The organism is Enemella evansiae, assembly GCF_004362375.1.
Taxonomy (GTDB): Bacteria; Actinomycetota; Actinomycetes; order Propionibacteriales; family Propionibacteriaceae; genus Enemella; species Enemella evansiae.
In genome coordinates, this window is sequence record NZ_SNXA01000014.1 from 1 (window position 1) to 16010 (window position 16010).

At 68.5% G+C, this 16010-nt stretch carries 15 protein-coding genes; 9 read left to right on the top strand and 6 right to left on the bottom strand.

The features are described from left to right. The 3 genes from C8D81_RS18970 to C8D81_RS18980 form a co-directional block, all read left to right on the top strand. A partial coding sequence (locus C8D81_RS18970) for an LGFP repeat-containing protein (protein ID WP_267873221.1) occupies window positions 1-1029 on the top strand: 1029 nt, incomplete at its 5' end. Window positions 1030-1317: 288 nt separating this feature from the next. Continuing rightward, window positions 1318-2550 (top strand): MFS transporter, encoded by a 1233-nt coding sequence (locus C8D81_RS18975; RefSeq protein WP_166646899.1) that lies wholly within the window; start codon window positions 1318-1320, stop codon window positions 2548-2550. After that, window positions 2544-3296 carry a helix-turn-helix domain-containing protein gene (locus C8D81_RS18980; RefSeq protein WP_094433184.1) on the top strand — a complete coding sequence of 251 codons (753 nt, stop codon included), beginning with the start codon at window positions 2544-2546 and terminating at the stop codon, window positions 3294-3296. The genes C8D81_RS18975 and C8D81_RS18980 overlap by 7 nt, the downstream gene beginning before the upstream one ends. A gap of 53 nt (window positions 3297-3349) precedes the next feature. Here the strand turns inward: C8D81_RS18980 and C8D81_RS18985 are convergent, their stop codons facing one another. Then, complete coding sequence (locus C8D81_RS18985) at window positions 3350-4795, bottom strand: glycine hydroxymethyltransferase (RefSeq protein ID WP_407644082.1); 1446 nt, start codon at window positions 4793-4795, stop codon at window positions 3350-3352. A 97-nt stretch (window positions 4796-4892) separates the two neighbouring features. On the opposite strand from C8D81_RS18985, the gene C8D81_RS18990 reads away from it, so the two are divergent. The 6 genes from C8D81_RS18990 (at window position 4893) to C8D81_RS19010 (ending at window position 10491) form a co-directional block, all read left to right on the top strand. Beyond that, window positions 4893-6323, top strand: coding sequence for an OFA family MFS transporter (locus tag C8D81_RS18990; RefSeq protein ID WP_094355743.1), 1431 nt, complete (start codon window positions 4893-4895; stop codon window positions 6321-6323). Beyond that, window positions 6320-6463, top strand: a complete 144-nt coding sequence (locus C8D81_RS21080) for an MFS transporter small subunit (RefSeq protein ID WP_166646901.1) — start codon at window positions 6320-6322, stop codon at window positions 6461-6463. Before C8D81_RS18990 ends, C8D81_RS21080 begins: the two co-directional genes overlap by 4 nt. Window positions 6464-6555: 92 nt before the next feature. After that, window positions 6556-6825 (top strand): hypothetical protein, encoded by a 270-nt coding sequence (locus tag C8D81_RS18995; protein WP_094433188.1) that lies wholly within the window; start codon window positions 6556-6558, stop codon window positions 6823-6825. A gap of 109 nt (window positions 6826-6934) precedes the next feature. Then, window positions 6935-8296: a hypothetical protein gene (locus C8D81_RS19000; protein ID WP_133626618.1), complete on the top strand. Its 1362-nt coding sequence runs from the start codon at window positions 6935-6937 to the stop codon at window positions 8294-8296. Window positions 8297-8396: 100 nt separating this feature from the next. Next, window positions 8397-8876: a GtrA family protein gene (locus C8D81_RS19005; protein WP_094355740.1), complete on the top strand. Its 480-nt coding sequence runs from the start codon at window positions 8397-8399 to the stop codon at window positions 8874-8876. 4 nt (window positions 8877-8880) lie between these two features. Then, window positions 8881-10491, top strand: a complete 1611-nt coding sequence (locus C8D81_RS19010; RefSeq protein ID WP_133626619.1) for an NAD(P)/FAD-dependent oxidoreductase — start codon at window positions 8881-8883, stop codon at window positions 10489-10491. A 7-nt stretch (window positions 10492-10498) separates the two neighbouring features. Here the strand turns inward: C8D81_RS19010 and C8D81_RS21810 are convergent, their stop codons facing one another. From C8D81_RS21810 to C8D81_RS19030, 5 genes are all read right to left on the bottom strand, one after another. Beyond that, the gene (locus C8D81_RS21810) at window positions 10499-11161 is read right to left on the bottom strand and encodes an amidohydrolase family protein (RefSeq protein ID WP_324614834.1); all 663 of its coding nucleotides are present in this window, start codon (window positions 11159-11161) and stop codon (window positions 10499-10501) included. Further along, a complete protein-coding gene (locus C8D81_RS21815) occupies window positions 11085-12194 on the bottom strand; it encodes an amidohydrolase family protein (protein WP_208109403.1) in 1110 nt (369 codons plus the stop codon). Before C8D81_RS21815 ends, C8D81_RS21810 begins: the two co-directional genes overlap by 77 nt. Window positions 12195-12290: 96 nt before the next feature. Beyond that, on the bottom strand, window positions 12291-13250 hold the full coding sequence (rlmB, locus tag C8D81_RS19020; protein WP_133626620.1) for a 23S rRNA (guanosine(2251)-2'-O)-methyltransferase RlmB: 960 nt from the start codon (window positions 13248-13250) through the stop codon (window positions 12291-12293). Next, entirely contained in the window at window positions 13250-14722 is a 1473-nt protein-coding gene (gene cysS, locus C8D81_RS19025; RefSeq protein WP_094460213.1) for a cysteine--tRNA ligase, read from the bottom strand. Before cysS ends, rlmB begins: the two co-directional genes overlap by 1 nt. Continuing rightward, the gene (locus tag C8D81_RS19030; protein ID WP_133626621.1) at window positions 14719-15939 is read right to left on the bottom strand and encodes a cysteine desulfurase-like protein; all 1221 of its coding nucleotides are present in this window, start codon (window positions 15937-15939) and stop codon (window positions 14719-14721) included. The genes cysS and C8D81_RS19030 overlap by 4 nt, the downstream gene beginning before the upstream one ends. Window positions 15940-16010 lie beyond the last annotated feature (71 nt).

Genomic DNA, 16010 nt, shown 5'->3' on the forward strand with positions numbered 1-16010 from the left:
CATGCCACGCCTCAAGACCCGACCCCGGTGGTGGCCGGGGTCGATACTCATCAACGCACCCATCACGCGGTCGTGCTCACCGAGACCGGGGTGTTCGGCATCACCGTCCCGGTCAACGGCGGCTGGGCGCCCTGGGTCGATGACGGCAAACCCTTCCCCGATCGCCACGATCTCTTCGACTACGTGCGTTACGAGACCTTCGACCCGGCCGCCTGTACGCCCTATGGCGCGATCGGCGAGCTGGCACGGACCCGGCCCGACCTCGGCCAGCAGACCGGTTGCGAGACCAATGCCGCGGTACCCGGGGCACGGGTGCAGACCTTCCAGAACGGGCGCGTCTACTGGTCGCCGGACACCGGGGCCAATGTGGTGAAGGGCGCGATCCTGGAGGCCTATGACGCCGCCGGCGGCGACAAGGCGCTCGGTCTGCCGCTGCAGAGCGAGATGGCCGTTCGCGGTGGCGCCTCACAGCGCTTCCAGAACGTGACCATGTTCTGGTCCCCGGGGACCGGGGCGCACTGGATGCGTGGCCGGATCCTGGACAAGTACGCCGAGATGGGCTGGGAGAACAGCAACATCGGCTTCCCGACCACCGATGAGATCTGCGGGATCCGTGACGGTGGATGTTTCCAGCGGTTCCAGGGCGAGAACGGGCACATCTACTGGTCGCCGGCCACCGACGCGCACTTCGTCCGCGGTGCCATCTTCGGGCGTTACGGGGCGATGGGTTGGGAGACCGGCTCGTTCGGCTATCCGATCAGCGATGAGATCTGCGGGATCCGTGACGGTGGATGTTTCCAACGCTTCCAGGGCGAGAACGGACACATCTACTGGTCCCCGGCCAGTGGGGCCTGGGGTGTCCAGGGATTGATCTTCGACCACTACGGCCGCGCCGGGTGGGAGACAGGCCGGTTCGGTTACCCGGTCGGCCCCGAGGAATGCCGCAATCTCCCCGATGCCAGGGAATGCACGCAGACCTTCCAGGGTGGCCGCATCGTGTGGAACTCGCGGTACGGGTTGAGCGGCTGACCTCCACGGTCCTCGAGTAGCTCGCGCAGCGAGCGTTCGTTCCCACGGTCCTCGAGTAGCTCGCGCAGCGAGCGTTCGTTCCCACGGTCCTCGAGTAGCTCGCGCAGCGAGCGTGTCGAGAGGACCTGCGTTGGTCTGGCTCATCTCGACACGCGAGCCATTGCTCCGCTTCGCTGCGCATGGCTCGCTACTCGATGAGCGTGGGTGGGGTGCTGCGCATGGCTCGCTACTCGATGAGCGTGGGCAGGCTTGACCCTGACGTGGCGTCAGGGTCGGACGATGGGCGGCATGCCGCGTACCCGTCTGTCCTTACCGTTGTTCCTGCTCGCCGAGGCGTCCTCGCTGTTCGGCAATTCGGCGATCTCGATCGTGCTGCCCTGGCTGGTCCTGGCGCGTACCGGTGATCCGGCCGCGGCCGGTCTGGTCGCCACGATCTCCAGCCTGCCGGCGATTCTCGCCACCCTGGTCGGTGGCCACCTGATCGACCTGATCGGCCGGCGGCGGATCGCGGTCCTCGCCGACTGCGGGTCGGCGATCTCGGTCGCCGCCCTGGCGATCGTCGACGCGGTCGTCGGGCTGAACCTCGGGTGGTTCATCGCGCTCGGCGTCCTCGGGGCGCTCTTCGACGTGCCCGGGATGACGGCCCGACAGACCCTGATCGCCAACGTGTCCGAGGCCACCGGGATCAGCGTGGAACGGATCTCCGGGCTGCGGCAGACGGTCTTCGGGCTCAGCTTCCTGGCCGGCCCGGGGATCGCCGGTGCGCTGATGGCGGTCCTCGACCCGATCCGGGTGGTCTGGTTGACCGCCGGTTGCTCCGCCCTGGCCGCGCTCTGCACCGCGCTGATGCCGCTGGCCGGATCGACGAACACACCGGCGGCGGAGGCCGACCGGAATCCGTTCAGCGGCTTCCACCTGATCCGCCGCGACCGCGGGCTGTTCGCGATGCTGCTGATCGGCTCGCTCGCGACCATCCCGGTGGCTCCGCTGCTCGGGGTGATCCTGCCCGCCCACTTCCAGCGGATGGGTGCGCCCACCCTGCTCGGGGTGACCCTGTCGGCGTACGCCGTCGGCACGGTCGCCGGATCGGTGCTGTGGACCGCCGGCATGTCGCGCTGGCGGTGGCCGACCTGGCTGGTGGCGAATCTGCTGCTCGGCGGCTCGTTCTTCCTGATCGCCACCCTGGCCGGCTTCTGGCCGGTGGCCGTCGGCATCTTCCTGGCCGGCCTGGGCGGTGGTCTGGTCGGCCCGATGTTCACCGTCGCGATGACCGAGAAGGTGCCGGATGCGTTGCGTGGCCGGGTGATGGCGGTCTATGGCGGGATGACCATGCTCGGTGCGCCGATCGGGCTCGGGCTGATGTCGATGCTGCTCGTCGGTGGGTCGATCGGGGTCGGCGCCTGGGTCTGCGCGATCGCCTACCTGCCGGTTCTGGTCTACTCGTTGGTGGCGCCGGGGCTGCGTGATTTCGTGGTACCGCCGGTGGAGCCCGAGCCCGAACCCGTGGAGGATGCGTGCTGACGATCGGCCAGCTGGCGGCGTACGCCGAGGTGAGCGTACGCACGGTGCGGCACTACCACCAGATCGGCCTGCTGCCCGAGCCGGACCGGGACGCGTCGGGCTATCGGCGGTACGCCGCGGCGGACCTGGTGGCGCTGGTCCGGATCCGTACCCTGGCCGACTCCGGCGTACCGCTGAGCCGGATCGCCGAACTGATCGATGCCCCGCAGGCCGAGCTGGACCAGGCGGTGACCGAGATCGACCGCGAGCTGCGGGTCCGGATCACCGAACTGCAGCAGACGCGGAAACGGTTGGCCCGGTTGCGCGAGGGTGGCGAGCTGGTGCTGCCGCCGAATGCGGTCCGGTTGTTCGAACGGATGCGGGAGATCGGGGTCGATGAGGACGCGGTACGGATCGAGCGGGAGTCCTGGATCCTGATGCGGGCGGTGCATCCCGACGGTCTGGACGACTGGGCCGACCGCCAACTGCGCGCGCTGGAGGATCCACTCGGGCAGCGGCTCTATCCGCTGATGACCGCCTGCCGGAGCTGGGCGGCCGACGATCCGCGGCTCGAGGAGGTGATCGAGTTGTCTGTCGAGCTGACCCAACGCCACTTCCCGCCCGAACTCGCCAACGACCCGCGCTGGCAGATCAACGACCAGGTCGGGATCGACATGGTGAACACCCACTCGCTCGGGGATTCACCCGCCTGGCAACGGGTCTCCCGCGAGGTCGCCGCGCGGCTCAAGGAGCACGGGTACGGCTGAACCTTCGTAGGGGCTCCTCTCGACACGGCCGCGGGCGGCCTACTCGAGGAGCGTCAGAGTTCGAGGCCGGGGTAGAGCGGGTGGTTGCCCAGCAGCTCCGTGGACTGCGCCTTGACCCGGTCGGCGACGCCGTCGGCCAGGGTGTACTTGGCCTTGCCCGGCTTGCCGGTCGAGGCGGTCACCGGCTCGGTGTTCTGCAGCACCTCGACGATCAGCTCGGCGACCTTGTCGAACTCGTCGGCACCGAAGCCGCGGGAGGTGAGGGCCGGCGTACCGATCCGGACACCGGAGGTGTACCAGGCGCCGTTCGGGTCGTTGGGCACCGCGTTGCGGTTGGTGACCACCCCGGCGTCCAGCAGCGCCGACTCGGCCTGCCGCCCGGTGAGCCCGAAGTTGTTCACATCGATCAGCACGAGGTGGTTGTCGGTACCGCCGGTGACCAGCTTCGCGCCCCGGGACAGCAACCCCTCTGCCAGCGACTTGGCGTTGTCGGCCACGTCCCGGGCGTACGCCTGGAAGTCGGGGGTGCGGGCCTCGGCCAGCGCCACCGCCTTGGCCGCCATCACATGCGACAGCGGACCGCCGAGCACCAGCGGGCACCCGCGGTCGACGCTGGGGGCGTACTCCTCGGTGGCCAGGATCAGGCCACCGCGCGGGCCGCGCAGCGACTTGTGGGTGGTGGTGGTGACCACATGGGCGTGCGGCACCGGATCCTCATCACCGGTGAACACCTTGCCGGCGACCAGGCCGGCGAAGTGCGCCATGTCGACCAGCAGCGTCGCACCGACCTCGTCGGCGATCTCGCGCATGGTGGCGAAGTTGATCCGCCGCGGGTACGCCGAGTAGCCGGCGACCAGCACCAGCGGCTTGAACTCCCGCACCGCCTCGCGGACCTTGTCGTAGTCCAGCAGCTGGGTCTCGGGGTCGGTGCCGTAGGAGCGCTGGTGGAACATCTTGCCCGAGATGTTCGGCCGGAAACCGTGGGTCAGGTGACCGCCGGCGTCCAGCGACATGCCCATCAGCCGCTGCTCACCGAACTCCTTGCGCAGCGTCTCCCAGTCGGCCTCGGAGAGGTCGTTGACGTTCTTCGCGCCGAACTCGGCCAGCCGCGGCTGCTCCACCCGGTGCGCCAGGATCGCCCAGAAGGCGGTCAGGTTGGCATCGATACCCGAGTGCGGCTGGGCGTAGGCGTACTCGGCGCCGAACAGCTCGCGGGCGTGCTCGGTGGCCACCGACTCGACGGTGTCCACGTTCTGGCAACCCGCATAGAAGCGGTGTCCGACGGTGCCCTCGGCGTACTTGTCGGAGAACCAGGTGCCCATGGTGGCCAGCACCGGCAGCGAGGCATAGTTCTCCGAGGCGATCAGCTTCAGCGACTCGCGCTGATCGGTCAGCTCGGCCCGGGTGGCGTCGGCGATCCGCGGCTCGATCTGGTCGATCACCGACAGGATCGTGCGGTACGCGCTGGACAGCTCCCGATTCACATCGGTTGAGGACACATCTGCTCCTGAAGTTCGGCGGCACACGCAAATCTAGTGTGGACCTCCCACTTACCGGGCATTAGGGTGACGCGGGTCTCACAGGGAGGTGTGCAGGATGAGCGTGCTGGACAAGCAACACATCGTAGCCAGACCGGGGTACAGCAAGTGGCTGATTCCACCGGCTGCGCTGGCGGTGCATCTGTCCATCGGACAGGTGTATGCCTTCTCGGTCTTCAAGAACTCGCTCGTCGCCCATTTCCAGTCCTCGCAGACCGCGGTGGCCTGGATCTTCTCGATCGCGATCCTGATGCTCGGCCTGTCGGCCGCGATCTTCGGCACCTGGGTGGAGCGCAACGGACCGCGCAAGGCGATGCTGGTCGCCGCGATCTGCTGGTCGGTCGGCTTCCTCGTCGGCGCCGCCGGCATCGCCACCGGCCAGCTGTGGCTGCTCTATCTGGGTTATGGCGTGATCGGCGGCATCGGCCTCGGCATCGGCTACATCTCGCCGGTCTCCACGCTGATCAAGTGGTTCCCCGACCGGCCAGGGCTGGCCACCGGGATGGCGATCATGGGATTCGGCGGTGGCGCGCTGGTCGCCTCGCCGCTGTCCAACGCGCTGCTGCGGACCTACGACCCGGCCTTCGATCCGAGCGGCCGCGGTGCGCTCGCCAACGGCACCGCGCTCTGGCAGACCTTCCTCACCCTGGGCATCGTCTACGGGTTGTTCATGATGATCGGGGTGGCGCTGATCCGGCTCCCACAGGGTTATGCCGACGATGCGACCGCACCCCACAAGGCGGGCCGCGGCGGGGCGCTGGTGCGGGCCAATCTGGGCATCCGTACGCCGCAGTTCTGGCTGTTGTGGGTGGTGCTGTTCTGCAACGTCACCGCCGGTATCGGCATCCTCGAGCAGGCCTCGCCGATGATCCAGGACTTCTTCCGCAACGAGAACGGCACCTCCACGGTGACCGCGGCGGTGGCCGGTGGCTTCGTCGGCATCCTCAGCCTGGCCAACATGGGCGGCCGGTTCGCCTGGTCGACGCTGTCCGATGTGATCGGCCGGCCGCGGATCTACATGTTCTATCTGGGGCTGGGGGCGGTGCTCTATCTGATCCTGGCGTTCCTCGGCAGCACCCATACCGCACTGTTCGTGATCCTGGCGCTGTTCATCATCTCCTTCTACGGCGGTGGTTTCGCGACCGTGCCGGCCTATCTGAAGGACCTCTTCGGCACCCTCGAGGTGGGTGCCATCCACGGCCGGCTGCTCACCGCCTGGTCCGCTGCCGGCATCGCCGGGCCGCTGATCGTGAACGGCTTCCTGGACGCCGCCGGCAAGCCCGGTGAGCTGATGGCGGCCGACTACCGCCCGGCGCTGCTGACCATGGTGGTGCTGCTGGTGATCGGCTTCGTCTGCAACCTGCTGATCAAGGACGTGCCGGAGCGCTTCCACGACACCGAGGCCATCGCCACCCTGCGTGGTGCCGGCGATCACGGGGCCACCCGTCACCGCGAGTCCGCGGCCGAGACCACCGGAGGACACGAATGAGCGAGCACGATCAGACGGCCGGGGATGCCCGGTCCACACCGGCCTTCCTGGTGCTGCTGGCCTGGCTGGCCGTCGGCATCCCGCTGGCGTACGGCCTCTGGCAGACGCTGCTGAAGGCTTCCGCGCTCTTCCTCGGCTGACCCGCTTCCAAACGCTACGGAAGTGCTGCCACAGCGGCAGCACTTCCGTACACGTTGGCGGGCCTACTCTGGGGAGGCAGGGGAGGTAGCGGATGAGCAATCCGGTGGAGCCGAGCGTCGCACGGGTGCTGTGGTTGGCGCGGGCCGAGTGGCCCGATGAGGTCGCGGGGCGACAGGCGTGGATCGGTGCTCTGGGGTTCGAATCGGCGGTGGTGTTCGACCCCTTCGACAAGAACCCCGGTCTGGCGGATGGGCTGGTCCATGTTCATGGAACGAAGGTGGTCTCGGTCGGCTGGTTCGAGAAGCACCCCCGCCATGCGGCCCGAACTCGAGCGAGCGGCACGCGAACGCAGCCGGCGTGAACAACGCTCGCGGCGCGACGGCCGGTAGTCACAGGCGCAGCGCGGCGTACGCCCGGTGGCTCGGCCATGTGGTTGTCTGGGTCGGAGCCGGCAGACCTGGAGCAGTTGCGTGACATCTCGAGCAGCCGACGCGGATGAGAGCGTCGACGAACCCACCGCGGGTGCCACCCGGGTCACCGGGCCCGGACCCGGACCCGGACGATGGCGCCCGGATCTGGCCAAGTGGCGCAAGGTGCTGCTGATCTTCCTGATCTGCAAGGTGGCGGCCTTCGGGGTCGGTGCGGTCGCGGTGACGGTGATGGAGTTCCCGCGCCAGCAGCTCCTGCCGAGCGGCCAGCTGTGGCCCGACGAGCTCAGCGAGGCCAACTTCGGCCCGGTGATGATGTGGCAGCACTTCGACTCGGAGCACTACATCGCGCTCGTCGACCGGGACTATCTTGCGCCGCTCACCCCCGAGGAGCAGACGCTGATCCAGCGCGCGGAGGCGGGGGAGCGGTTCTCGGTGCCCGGTTCGCTGCATCGCTTCACCTTCGGCCCGCTCTATCCGCTGCTGGGTAAACCGCTGGCCCCGCTGGTCGGCGCGGCCACCTCGCTGTGGATCGTGTCCAACCTGGCGATGCTGGCCTGCATCGCGCTGATGTACGACCTCACCCACACCGTCTTCACACGGCGCGGTCCTGGGTCGTCACCGGGCGCCGAACGCGCCGGCCCGCGCGCCGCCGGGGTGACCCCGCTCGATGCGACCACCTGGCTGGTGGTGCTGCCGAGCGCCTTCCTGCTGCAGGCCGTGCTCACCGAATCCCTGTTCCTGGCGCTGGTGCTGGCCGCGTTCGTGCTCGCCGAGAAACGTCGCTGGGGCTGGGCGATCCTGGCCTGCGTCGGGTTCGCGCTGACCCGATCCTCGGGCTTCGTGCTGGCCCTGCCGCTCGGTCTGATCGCGCTGCGCCAGGGCGGCTACTCGTTCGTCCGTTGGGAATCCTGGAAGAACTATCTGAAGGCCGCGCCGGCGGTGCTCGCGCCGATCCTCGCCTGGGCCGGGTTCCTGCTCTACTGCCGCTGGATGACCGGTGACCTGCTCGCCTACAGCCATCTGCAGTACGCCGGTTGGGGGGTGGTCGCCGAACCGCCGACCGATTTCTGGCAGCCGCTGCTCACCGGCCAGTTCGGCCGACCGATGGTCAAGATGCTCTCGGTGCTGCTGATCGGGGCACTGCTGATCTCCGGGATACGACTGCTGCCGCTCGCCTACCAGGTGACCGGCTGGCTGCTGCTGCTCATCCCGCTGATGATCGGGGAGAAGTGGCAGCAGTCCATCTGGCGGTACGCCGTGGAGATCTTCCCGCTGGCCTGGGTGCTGACGCACTGGCTGCGCACACCCGGCAGCCGGCTCGCCGGCATCGCCACCTCATCGGCCTTGCAGGGCGTGCTGCTGCTGGCCTGGCTGATGAGTTGGACCCGGATGATCGTGTGATCCCGGCCTCGTTGATCGGTAGTGCTGGCAGCCGACACCGCTCTGGGATAGGTTCGCCGATGGCCGGGGCGCCTCGTCGCGGTCACCGGGGGGAGGGCCGATGGCGATGACCGAGCTGTCCTCTCGGCGTACCCTTTTCGACCGCGCCCGCTCCGCACTGAGCCGCGGCAACAACCGGGTGCTGGCCCAGATGATCCGCTACGGTTTCGTCTCCGGGCTGGCCTTCCTGGTCGACTTCTTCAGCATGTACGCCGGCATCCACGCCTTCAAGCTGCCGGTGCTCCTCGCCACCACGATCGCGTTCAGCCTCGGCATCATCGTGAATTTCATCACCAGCACGCTCTGGGTGTTCGACTCCTCCGCGCGGCGGCGGCACGTCGAGATGGGCCTGTTCCTGCTGGTCGGTGTCACCGGACTCGGGCTGAACGCCCTGATCGTCTGGTTCGGCCACGAGGTGCTCGGGATCTGGGCGATGGTCGCCAAGCTGATCTCGACCGCGGTCGTCTTCTTCTGGAACTTCCTGCTCCGCCGTTTCCTGATCTACACCCCCAAGCCTTCATCCCATGCACCAGAGGAATGACCAGATGTCAGACAAGAAGACCGCAATCATCATCGGGGCCGGCCCGGCCGGGCTGACCGCGGCCTACGAACTGCTGCAGCACACCGACATCCACCCGATCGTGGTGGAGGCCTCCGACGAGATCGGTGGCATCTCGAAAACCGTGAACCACAAGGGGAATCGGATCGACATCGGCGGTCACCGGTTCTTCTCCAAGTCCGATCGGGTGATGGAGTGGTGGACCTCGATCATGCCGATCGAGCAGACGCCCGAGGGCCGGAAGTTCACGATGCGCTACCGCGGTCAGCAACGGGATCTGCCCGCGGGCGGGACCGCCGACCCGGAGCAGACCGACGAGGTGATGCTGGTCCGCAGCCGGCTCTCGCGGATCTACTACAACCGCCGCTTCTTCAACTATCCGGTCACGCTGGAGCCGGAGACGATCCGCAACCTGGGACTGGCGAAGATGGCGAAGATCGGCTTCTCCTATCTGAAGGCGCGGGTGCATCCGCTGACCGAGCAGTCGCTGGAGGAGTTCTATGTGAACCGCTTCGGCCGCGAGCTCTACAACACCTTCTTCCGCGACTACACCGAGAAGGTGTGGGGGGTGAAGGTGAACCAGATCGCGCCCGACTGGGGTGCGCAACGGGTCAAGGGGCTGTCCATCTCGGGCACCCTGGCGCACGCCGGCAAGAAGATCTATTCCGACAAGATCGCGCCGAGGCTCGGCCGCGAGGTCGAGAAGGACCTCTCCCAGAAGGATGTCGAGACCTCACTGATCGAAGCCTTCCTCTATCCGAAGTTCGGTCCCGGTCAGATGTGGGAAACCGTGGCCCGCAAGGTGGTCGAGGCCGGTGGCGAGGTGCGGATGAAGCAGGCCGTCACCAAGGTCTGTGCCGAGCAGGGCCGGATCACCGCGGTCGAACTCACCGACTGGGACGGCAACGTCGAACGGCTGGCGGGGGATCACTTCTTCTCCACGATGCCGGTCGCCGACCTGATCGCCGCCGTCGACGGTGTCCAGGTGCCGGCGAAGGTCGCCGAGATCGCCGGATCCCTGCCCTACCGCGACTTCCTGACCGTCGGCGTACTCGCCAAGCAGCTGAAGATCCGCAACAACACCGACCGGGAGACCCGCTTCCACCTGGTGCCGGACAACTGGATCTACATCCAGGAACCGGATGTGAAGGTCGGCCGGTTGCAGATCTTCAACAACTGGAGTCCGTGGATGGTCGCCGATGAGCGCAATGTCTGGCTGGGCATGGAATATTTCGTCGACGAGGGCGATGAGCTGTGGAGCGCATCCGATGAGGAGATGGCGAAGTTCGGTGTCGAGGAGCTCGCCAGGATCGGCGTGGTCAACAGTGAGGATGTGTTGGACACCTGCGTGATCCGGGTGCCGAAGACCTACCCCGCATACTTCGGGTCCTATGCCGAGTTCGACCGGATTCGCGAGTTCACCGACCGGTTCGAGAACCTGTGGCTGCTGGGCCGCAACGGCCAGCACCGCTACAACAACGCCGACCATTCGATGCTCACCGCGATGGTGGCGGTGGACAACATCGTCGCCGGCAGCACCGACAAGGATTCGGTCTGGGACGTCAACGTCGAGCAGGAGTACCACGAGGAGAAGTGAGCTCCGGTCAGCCGCCCACGCCGAGCTGGTCGAAGACCGGTTTTCCCTCGAGCAGGGTGAGCACCGAGCGGATCTCGCTGATCTCGGTCTCCGGGATCGTCAGGTAGGGGCGATCGAGCACTGCCAGGTCGGCCAGCTTGCCCGGCTCGATCGAGCCGCGATCCGCATCAGCAAAGGAAAGCCAGGCCGAGTTGGTGGTGTAGAGCCGAAGCGCCTCCATCCGGTTCAGTCGCTGGTCGACCGGGCGGACCACGGCATCGCCGGGGGAGGCGCCGGTGACGTTGTATTCCAGCGCCGGCCAGATCCGGTAGTCACCGATCCGGGTCGCGTCGCTGCCACCCGCGGCGAGCACCCCGGCGTCCAGTGCCATCCGGGTGGCCGAACGACCGGCCACCTCCGGACCGTTCGCGGCCTGGATCGCCGGCCCTTCGAAATAGGGGCCCATCTGCACCGAGAACGCCATCCCCAGCGCCTGCATCCGCCGGATCGTCTCCGGCGACCCGGTGTTCAGGTGCGCCATCGCCCAGCGCAGATCCTTGATCGGATACTGCGCGTTCACCCGCTCGAGCACACCCAGGATCTGTGCCGCCGCATCATCGGTGTAGGCGTGCAGCTCCATCGGGATCCGCCGCGACGCTGCCAGGGTCGCGACCTCTTCCAAGCTGGCCAAGGGATTCCGGGGAGGCGACGAAACCGGGGCCCATCGTCACCCCGTCGTTGACGCCGGCGACCGGGCCTTCGCCGATCCCCAGGAACGGGGTCATCCCCTCCGGTTGGGTCGGCGCCCGATAGGCCATCTGGGTCTCGAAGAACTCGGCCTCCCTGCCCGGTGTCGGGGCCGAGAGTCGGAAGCCGGTCCGCACCGTCAACCGGCCGGTGTCGCGCAGCGTCCAGAGCGGCTGGTACGCCTCGGCCGGGCCGGCGCTGTCGTCGATGACGGCGGTGATGCCGCGACTGTTCAGATCCTGGAGGTACTTCTGCAGGCTCTGTTCGCGTTTCGGCGCGTCGGCGGCGAGCAGCCGCGAGGTGAGCGCGTTGAAGGAACCGATGGTGCCGGTCAGCTTGCCGGTGGCCCGACCCTGGGGGTCGCGTTCGACGACGATCCCGGGCACCGGTGGTTCGGTGCTGGCGTTCAACCCGAGAGCGTCGATGCCGGACTGGTTCACCAGCGCCCAGTCGTAGAGATATTGCACATAGGCAGGATTGTTCGGCACCGCGGCGGACAGTTCCTCCACCGTCGGCACCCGATTCTCGGCGAACTGGTTCGGCACCCAGGAGCCGACCACGGCCACCCACTGGTTCGGCTCGCGGTCCCGGGCCGCGGTGGTCAGCTGACCGAGGGCGTCGGTCAGGGAGGTGGCGTCCAGCCAGTAGGTCTCCTGATCGAAGGTCTGGCCGCCGCGGATCGCGTGGGTGTGGCCGTCGGTCAATCCGGGGACGACGGTGCGACCGGCCAGATCGACGGTCTTCGTCGTGGATCCGGCGAGCCGGTCGATCTCCGCGCTGCTGCCGACCGCGGTGATCCGTCCGTCGTCGATGGCCACCGCCTGCTGGGTGGTGGAGCCGGCGTCCATGGTCAGCACCTCACCGTTGGTGAGGATCAGATCGGGGGCGACGGTGCTCGGTGCCTGGGTGCACCCGGTGACGACGAGCACCGCCCCGGCGAGCAGTGCGCTCGCGCGGCGCACGGTTGGCTTGGGCATCCGGGTGACCTCCTGGCCGTCGGGGGTGTCGGCTATCTGGTTGAAAAAGATCGTATCCAACGCCCCCAAGCGGGCTCAGTGCCGAGAATCCAACGGTCAGCGGTGCCGGCTCACCTCGTAGAGCGCGATCCCGGTGGCGACGCCGGCGTTCAACGATTCGACATCGCTGGCGCTCGGGATCGAGGCGAGCACGTCGCAGTTCTCCCGGACCAGCCGGGACAGGCCCTCGCCCTCGGAGCCGACGACCAGCACCAGCGGGCCGTCGACGCCGGGCACACCCTCGATGTCGGTGTCGCCGTCACCGGCCAGGCCGACGATGGTGAAACCGGCCTTGGCGTACGCCTGCAGCGTGCGGTTCAGGTTGGTGGCCCGCGCGATCGGCAGCCGGGCCGCCGCCCCCGCCGAGGTCTTCCAGGCCGCCGCGGTCATCGAGGCCGAGCGGCGCTCGGGAATCACCACCCCGTTCGCACCGAAGGCGGCCGCGGACCGCACGATCGCACCGAGGTTGCGCGGGTCGGTGATCTGATCGAGCATCACCACCAGCGGCGGCTCCTCCGAATCCAGCGCGTCGGCCAGCAGGTCGTCGGGGTGGGCGTACTCGTATTCCGGCAGCTTGAGCGCCACCGACTGGTGGATCGCGCCGCCGGTCATCCGGTCCAGATCGGTCCGGGTCGCCTGCATCAGCGGGATCGAGTGATCCGCGCAGAACTTCATGATCTCGCGCAACCGGTCGTCGCGGTCCGCGCCCTCGGCCACAAACGCTGTCTGCACAGGGATCCCGGCCTGCAGCGCCTCCAACACCGGATTGCGACCGGCCACCCATTCCGGGCCCGAACCGGGGCGTCCGGTGCGCGGGGCCTGGCTGCGCGGGCGCTGCCCACCACCACCGCTGGATTGGCGCTGCTTCTGCTTGTGCGCCTTGTGATACGGGCGATCCTCGGCCTTCGGCGTCGGACCCTTGCCCTCCAGGCCGCGACGGACCCGGCCGCCGGAACCGGCGGTGTTGCCGCGGCCCTTGCGACGGACCGCGCCCTTTCGCTGCGAGTTCCCGGGCATCAGGCTCCCTTCGGCTCGAGGCTCCAGGTGGAGCCATCGGGGGTGTCGGTGATCTTCAGGCCGAGCTCGGCCAGGGTGTCGCGGACCGCATCGGCGGCCGCCCAATCCTTGCGGCTACGGGCTTCCTGGCGCTGGGTGAGCAGCGCCTGCACCAACCCGTCGACGACCGGTTCCAGGGCCTGCTCGGTGCGGTCGGTGTCCTGCCAGGTCGTCGAATCCGGATCCAGGCCGAGGACATCGAGCATCCGGGTCACCTGGTCCAACACCTGCGCCAGCTCCGCCTGGTCCCCCTCGGTGAGCAGCTGGTTGCCGCGCCGGATCGCCGCGAACAACGCGGCCACCGCCTGCGGCGTACCCAGATCGTCATCCATGGCGCGGGCGAAGTCGTCCCAGAAGGGGGCCCCCTCCCCGTTCCCCGAGCGAGCGGAGCGAGTCGAGGGGTCCTCAGCCGATGTGGCTGCGCGGGCGCGGTGGACGAAGGAATCGATGCGCTCGATGGCCTTCTCGGCCTCGGCGAGCGATCCCTTCGTCTCCTCATCGGCGGGGGAGAACTCGATCGTCGAGCGGTAGTGCGGCGCCAGCAGGAAATACCGCACCGCGCGCGGATCGTTGGTGCGGGTCACCTCGGCGACCAGGGCGGTGTTGCCGAGCGACTTCGACATCTTCTCCCCGGCCATCGTGACCCAGGCATTGTGCATCCAGTAACGCGCGAACGGGCGACCCGCCGCCGCCGACTGGGCCAGCTCGTTCTCGTGGTGCGGGAAGCGCAGATCGATGCCGCCACCGTGGATGTCGAACTCCGGGCCGAGATACTTCCCGGCCATCGCCGAGCACTCGATGTGCCAACCCGGCCGGCCCCGCCCCCAGGGCGAGGGCCAGCTCGCCGTCTCCGGTTCGGATTCCTTGTGTCCCTTCCACAGTGCGAAATCCCGGGGATCGCGCTTGCCGCGCGGGTCGGCATCGGTGGCCGCCTCCATCTCGTCGACCCGCATCCCGGACAGCTCGCCGTAGCGGGGCCAGGACAGCACATCGAAGTAGACATCCCCCGAACCGTCGGTGGCCGGATAGGCGTGCCCGGACTCGATCAGCTCACCGATCAGCTCCACCATCTCCGGGATGTGGCCGGTCGCCCGCGGCTCATAGGTCGGTGGGATGCAGCCCAGGGCGGCGTACGCCTCGTGCAGCTCCCGCTCGAAGCGGTACGCCCAGGCGTACCAGGGCTCACCGGCCTCGGCGGACTTGTTCAGGATCTTGTCGTCGATGTCGGTGACGTTGGCGATCACACTGACCCGGTAGCCGCTGTGGCTCAGCCAGCGGCGCAGCACATCGAAGACCACCTCCTTGCGGATGTGGCCGACATGCGGAGCCGACTGCACCGTCAGCCCGCAGTGATAGATGGACACGGCGCCGGGTTGCAGCGGGACGAACTCGCGCACCTGGCGGGTGGCGGTGTCATAGAGGTGGAACGTCACCCGGCAAGCCTATCGGCGTCACCCAGTTCGGCGAGCAATCTGTCGACATCGGCGTCGTTGGTGTAGGGCGCCAGGCCCACGCGTACCCCGCCGGCGGTGCCCAGGCCGAGCGCCGTCGCGCACTCGATCGCATAGAAGCTGCCGGCCGGTGCGTTCACCCCACGGCTCGCCAACCGGGTCGCAAGGGCGGCGGGTTCGCTGCCGGGCAAGGAGAACAGCAGGGTCGGGGTACGCCGGCCCGCGCGCGACCAGACGGTCGCTCCCAGCTCGGTCAGCCGCGTCTCGATCCGCTCCCGGAGCCGCAGCTCGTGCCGTTCCAGGGCGGCGAAACTGCGCGCCAGGCGTTCGCGGCGGGAACCCGGGCCCGGTGCCAGGTCGGCCAGGAAATCCACCGTCGCCGTGCAGCCGGCGAGCACCTCGTAAGGGAGGGTGCCCAGCTCGAAGCGCTCCGGCACCTGCTCGCTGGACGGCTTCAGCTTGTCCGGATGCAGGGTCTCCAGCAGCGCCGGGTCGCCGGCGAGTACGCCGCAGTGCGGCCCGCAGAACTTGTAGGGCGAGCAGACCAGCAGGTCGGCGCCGAGGGCCTTGCGATCCACCAGCTCATGGGCCGCGTAGTGCACCGCGTCGACGAAGAACACCGCACCGGCCGCGTGCACCGCGGCGGCGATGGCCGGCAGGTCCGGCATCGTACCGAGCAGGTTCGAGGCCGCGGTGACCGCGACCAACCGGGTCCGCGGGCTCAGTTGGGCGGTGACCGCCTCGACCGGCAGCTCGCCGGTCGCCAGTTCGAACTCGGCCCAGCGGACCACCGCGCCGACGCGCTCGGCGGCGATCAGCCAGGGGCGGATGTTCGCGTCGTGATCGAGGCGGCTGACCACGATCTCGTCGCCCGGCTGCCAGGTCTGGGCCAGGGTGCGCGCGAGGTCCATCGTCAGCTGGGTCATCGAGCGGCCGAAGACGATGCCCTCGGGCTCGGAGCCGAGCAGGTCGGCCAGCGCCTGCCGGGCGGCCCGCACGGTCTCCTCCGCGTTCCGTTCGGCGAGCGTGTTCCGGCCGCGATTGGCGAGTGGTGCGGTGAGGGTGTCGGCGATCGCCCGGGCCACCGGGGTGGGCGTCTGCGAGCCACCCGGCCCGTCGAAATGGGCCGCCGCGTCGGGGCCCTGCAGCGACGGGAACTGGGCGCGGATCCGCTCGACATCGAGCTCGGGGTCAGCCATGGGTCCTCTCTAGCACGACGCTCAGCGAGTGGCGAGCCACGATCCCTGTGCCGGTGTCACCGCGAGACCGA

Excerpts from the sequence above, each read along its gene's own strand:
- C8D81_RS19030 (WP_133626621.1), bottom strand. The coding sequence starts at position 15,939 with ATGGCTGACCCCGAGCTCGATGTCGAGCGGATCCGCGCCCAGTTCCCG.
- C8D81_RS21080 (WP_166646901.1), top strand. The coding sequence starts at position 6,320 with ATGAGCGAGCACGATCAGACGGCCGGGGATGCCCGGTCCACACCGGCC.
- C8D81_RS18975 (WP_166646899.1), top strand. The coding sequence starts at position 1,318 with ATGCCGCGTACCCGTCTGTCCTTACCGTTGTTCCTGCTCGCCGAGGCG.
- C8D81_RS19010 (WP_133626619.1), top strand. The coding sequence starts at position 8,881 with ATGTCAGACAAGAAGACCGCAATCATCATCGGGGCCGGCCCGGCCGGG.
- rlmB (WP_133626620.1), bottom strand. The coding sequence starts at position 13,250 with ATGCCCGGGAACTCGCAGCGAAAGGGCGCGGTCCGTCGCAAGGGCCGC.
- C8D81_RS19005 (WP_094355740.1), top strand. The coding sequence starts at position 8,397 with ATGGCGATGACCGAGCTGTCCTCTCGGCGTACCCTTTTCGACCGCGCC.
- C8D81_RS18995 (WP_094433188.1), top strand. The coding sequence starts at position 6,556 with ATGAGCAATCCGGTGGAGCCGAGCGTCGCACGGGTGCTGTGGTTGGCG.
- C8D81_RS21815 (WP_208109403.1), bottom strand. The coding sequence starts at position 12,194 with ATGCCCAAGCCAACCGTGCGCCGCGCGAGCGCACTGCTCGCCGGGGCG.
- C8D81_RS18990 (WP_094355743.1), top strand. The coding sequence starts at position 4,893 with ATGAGCGTGCTGGACAAGCAACACATCGTAGCCAGACCGGGGTACAGC.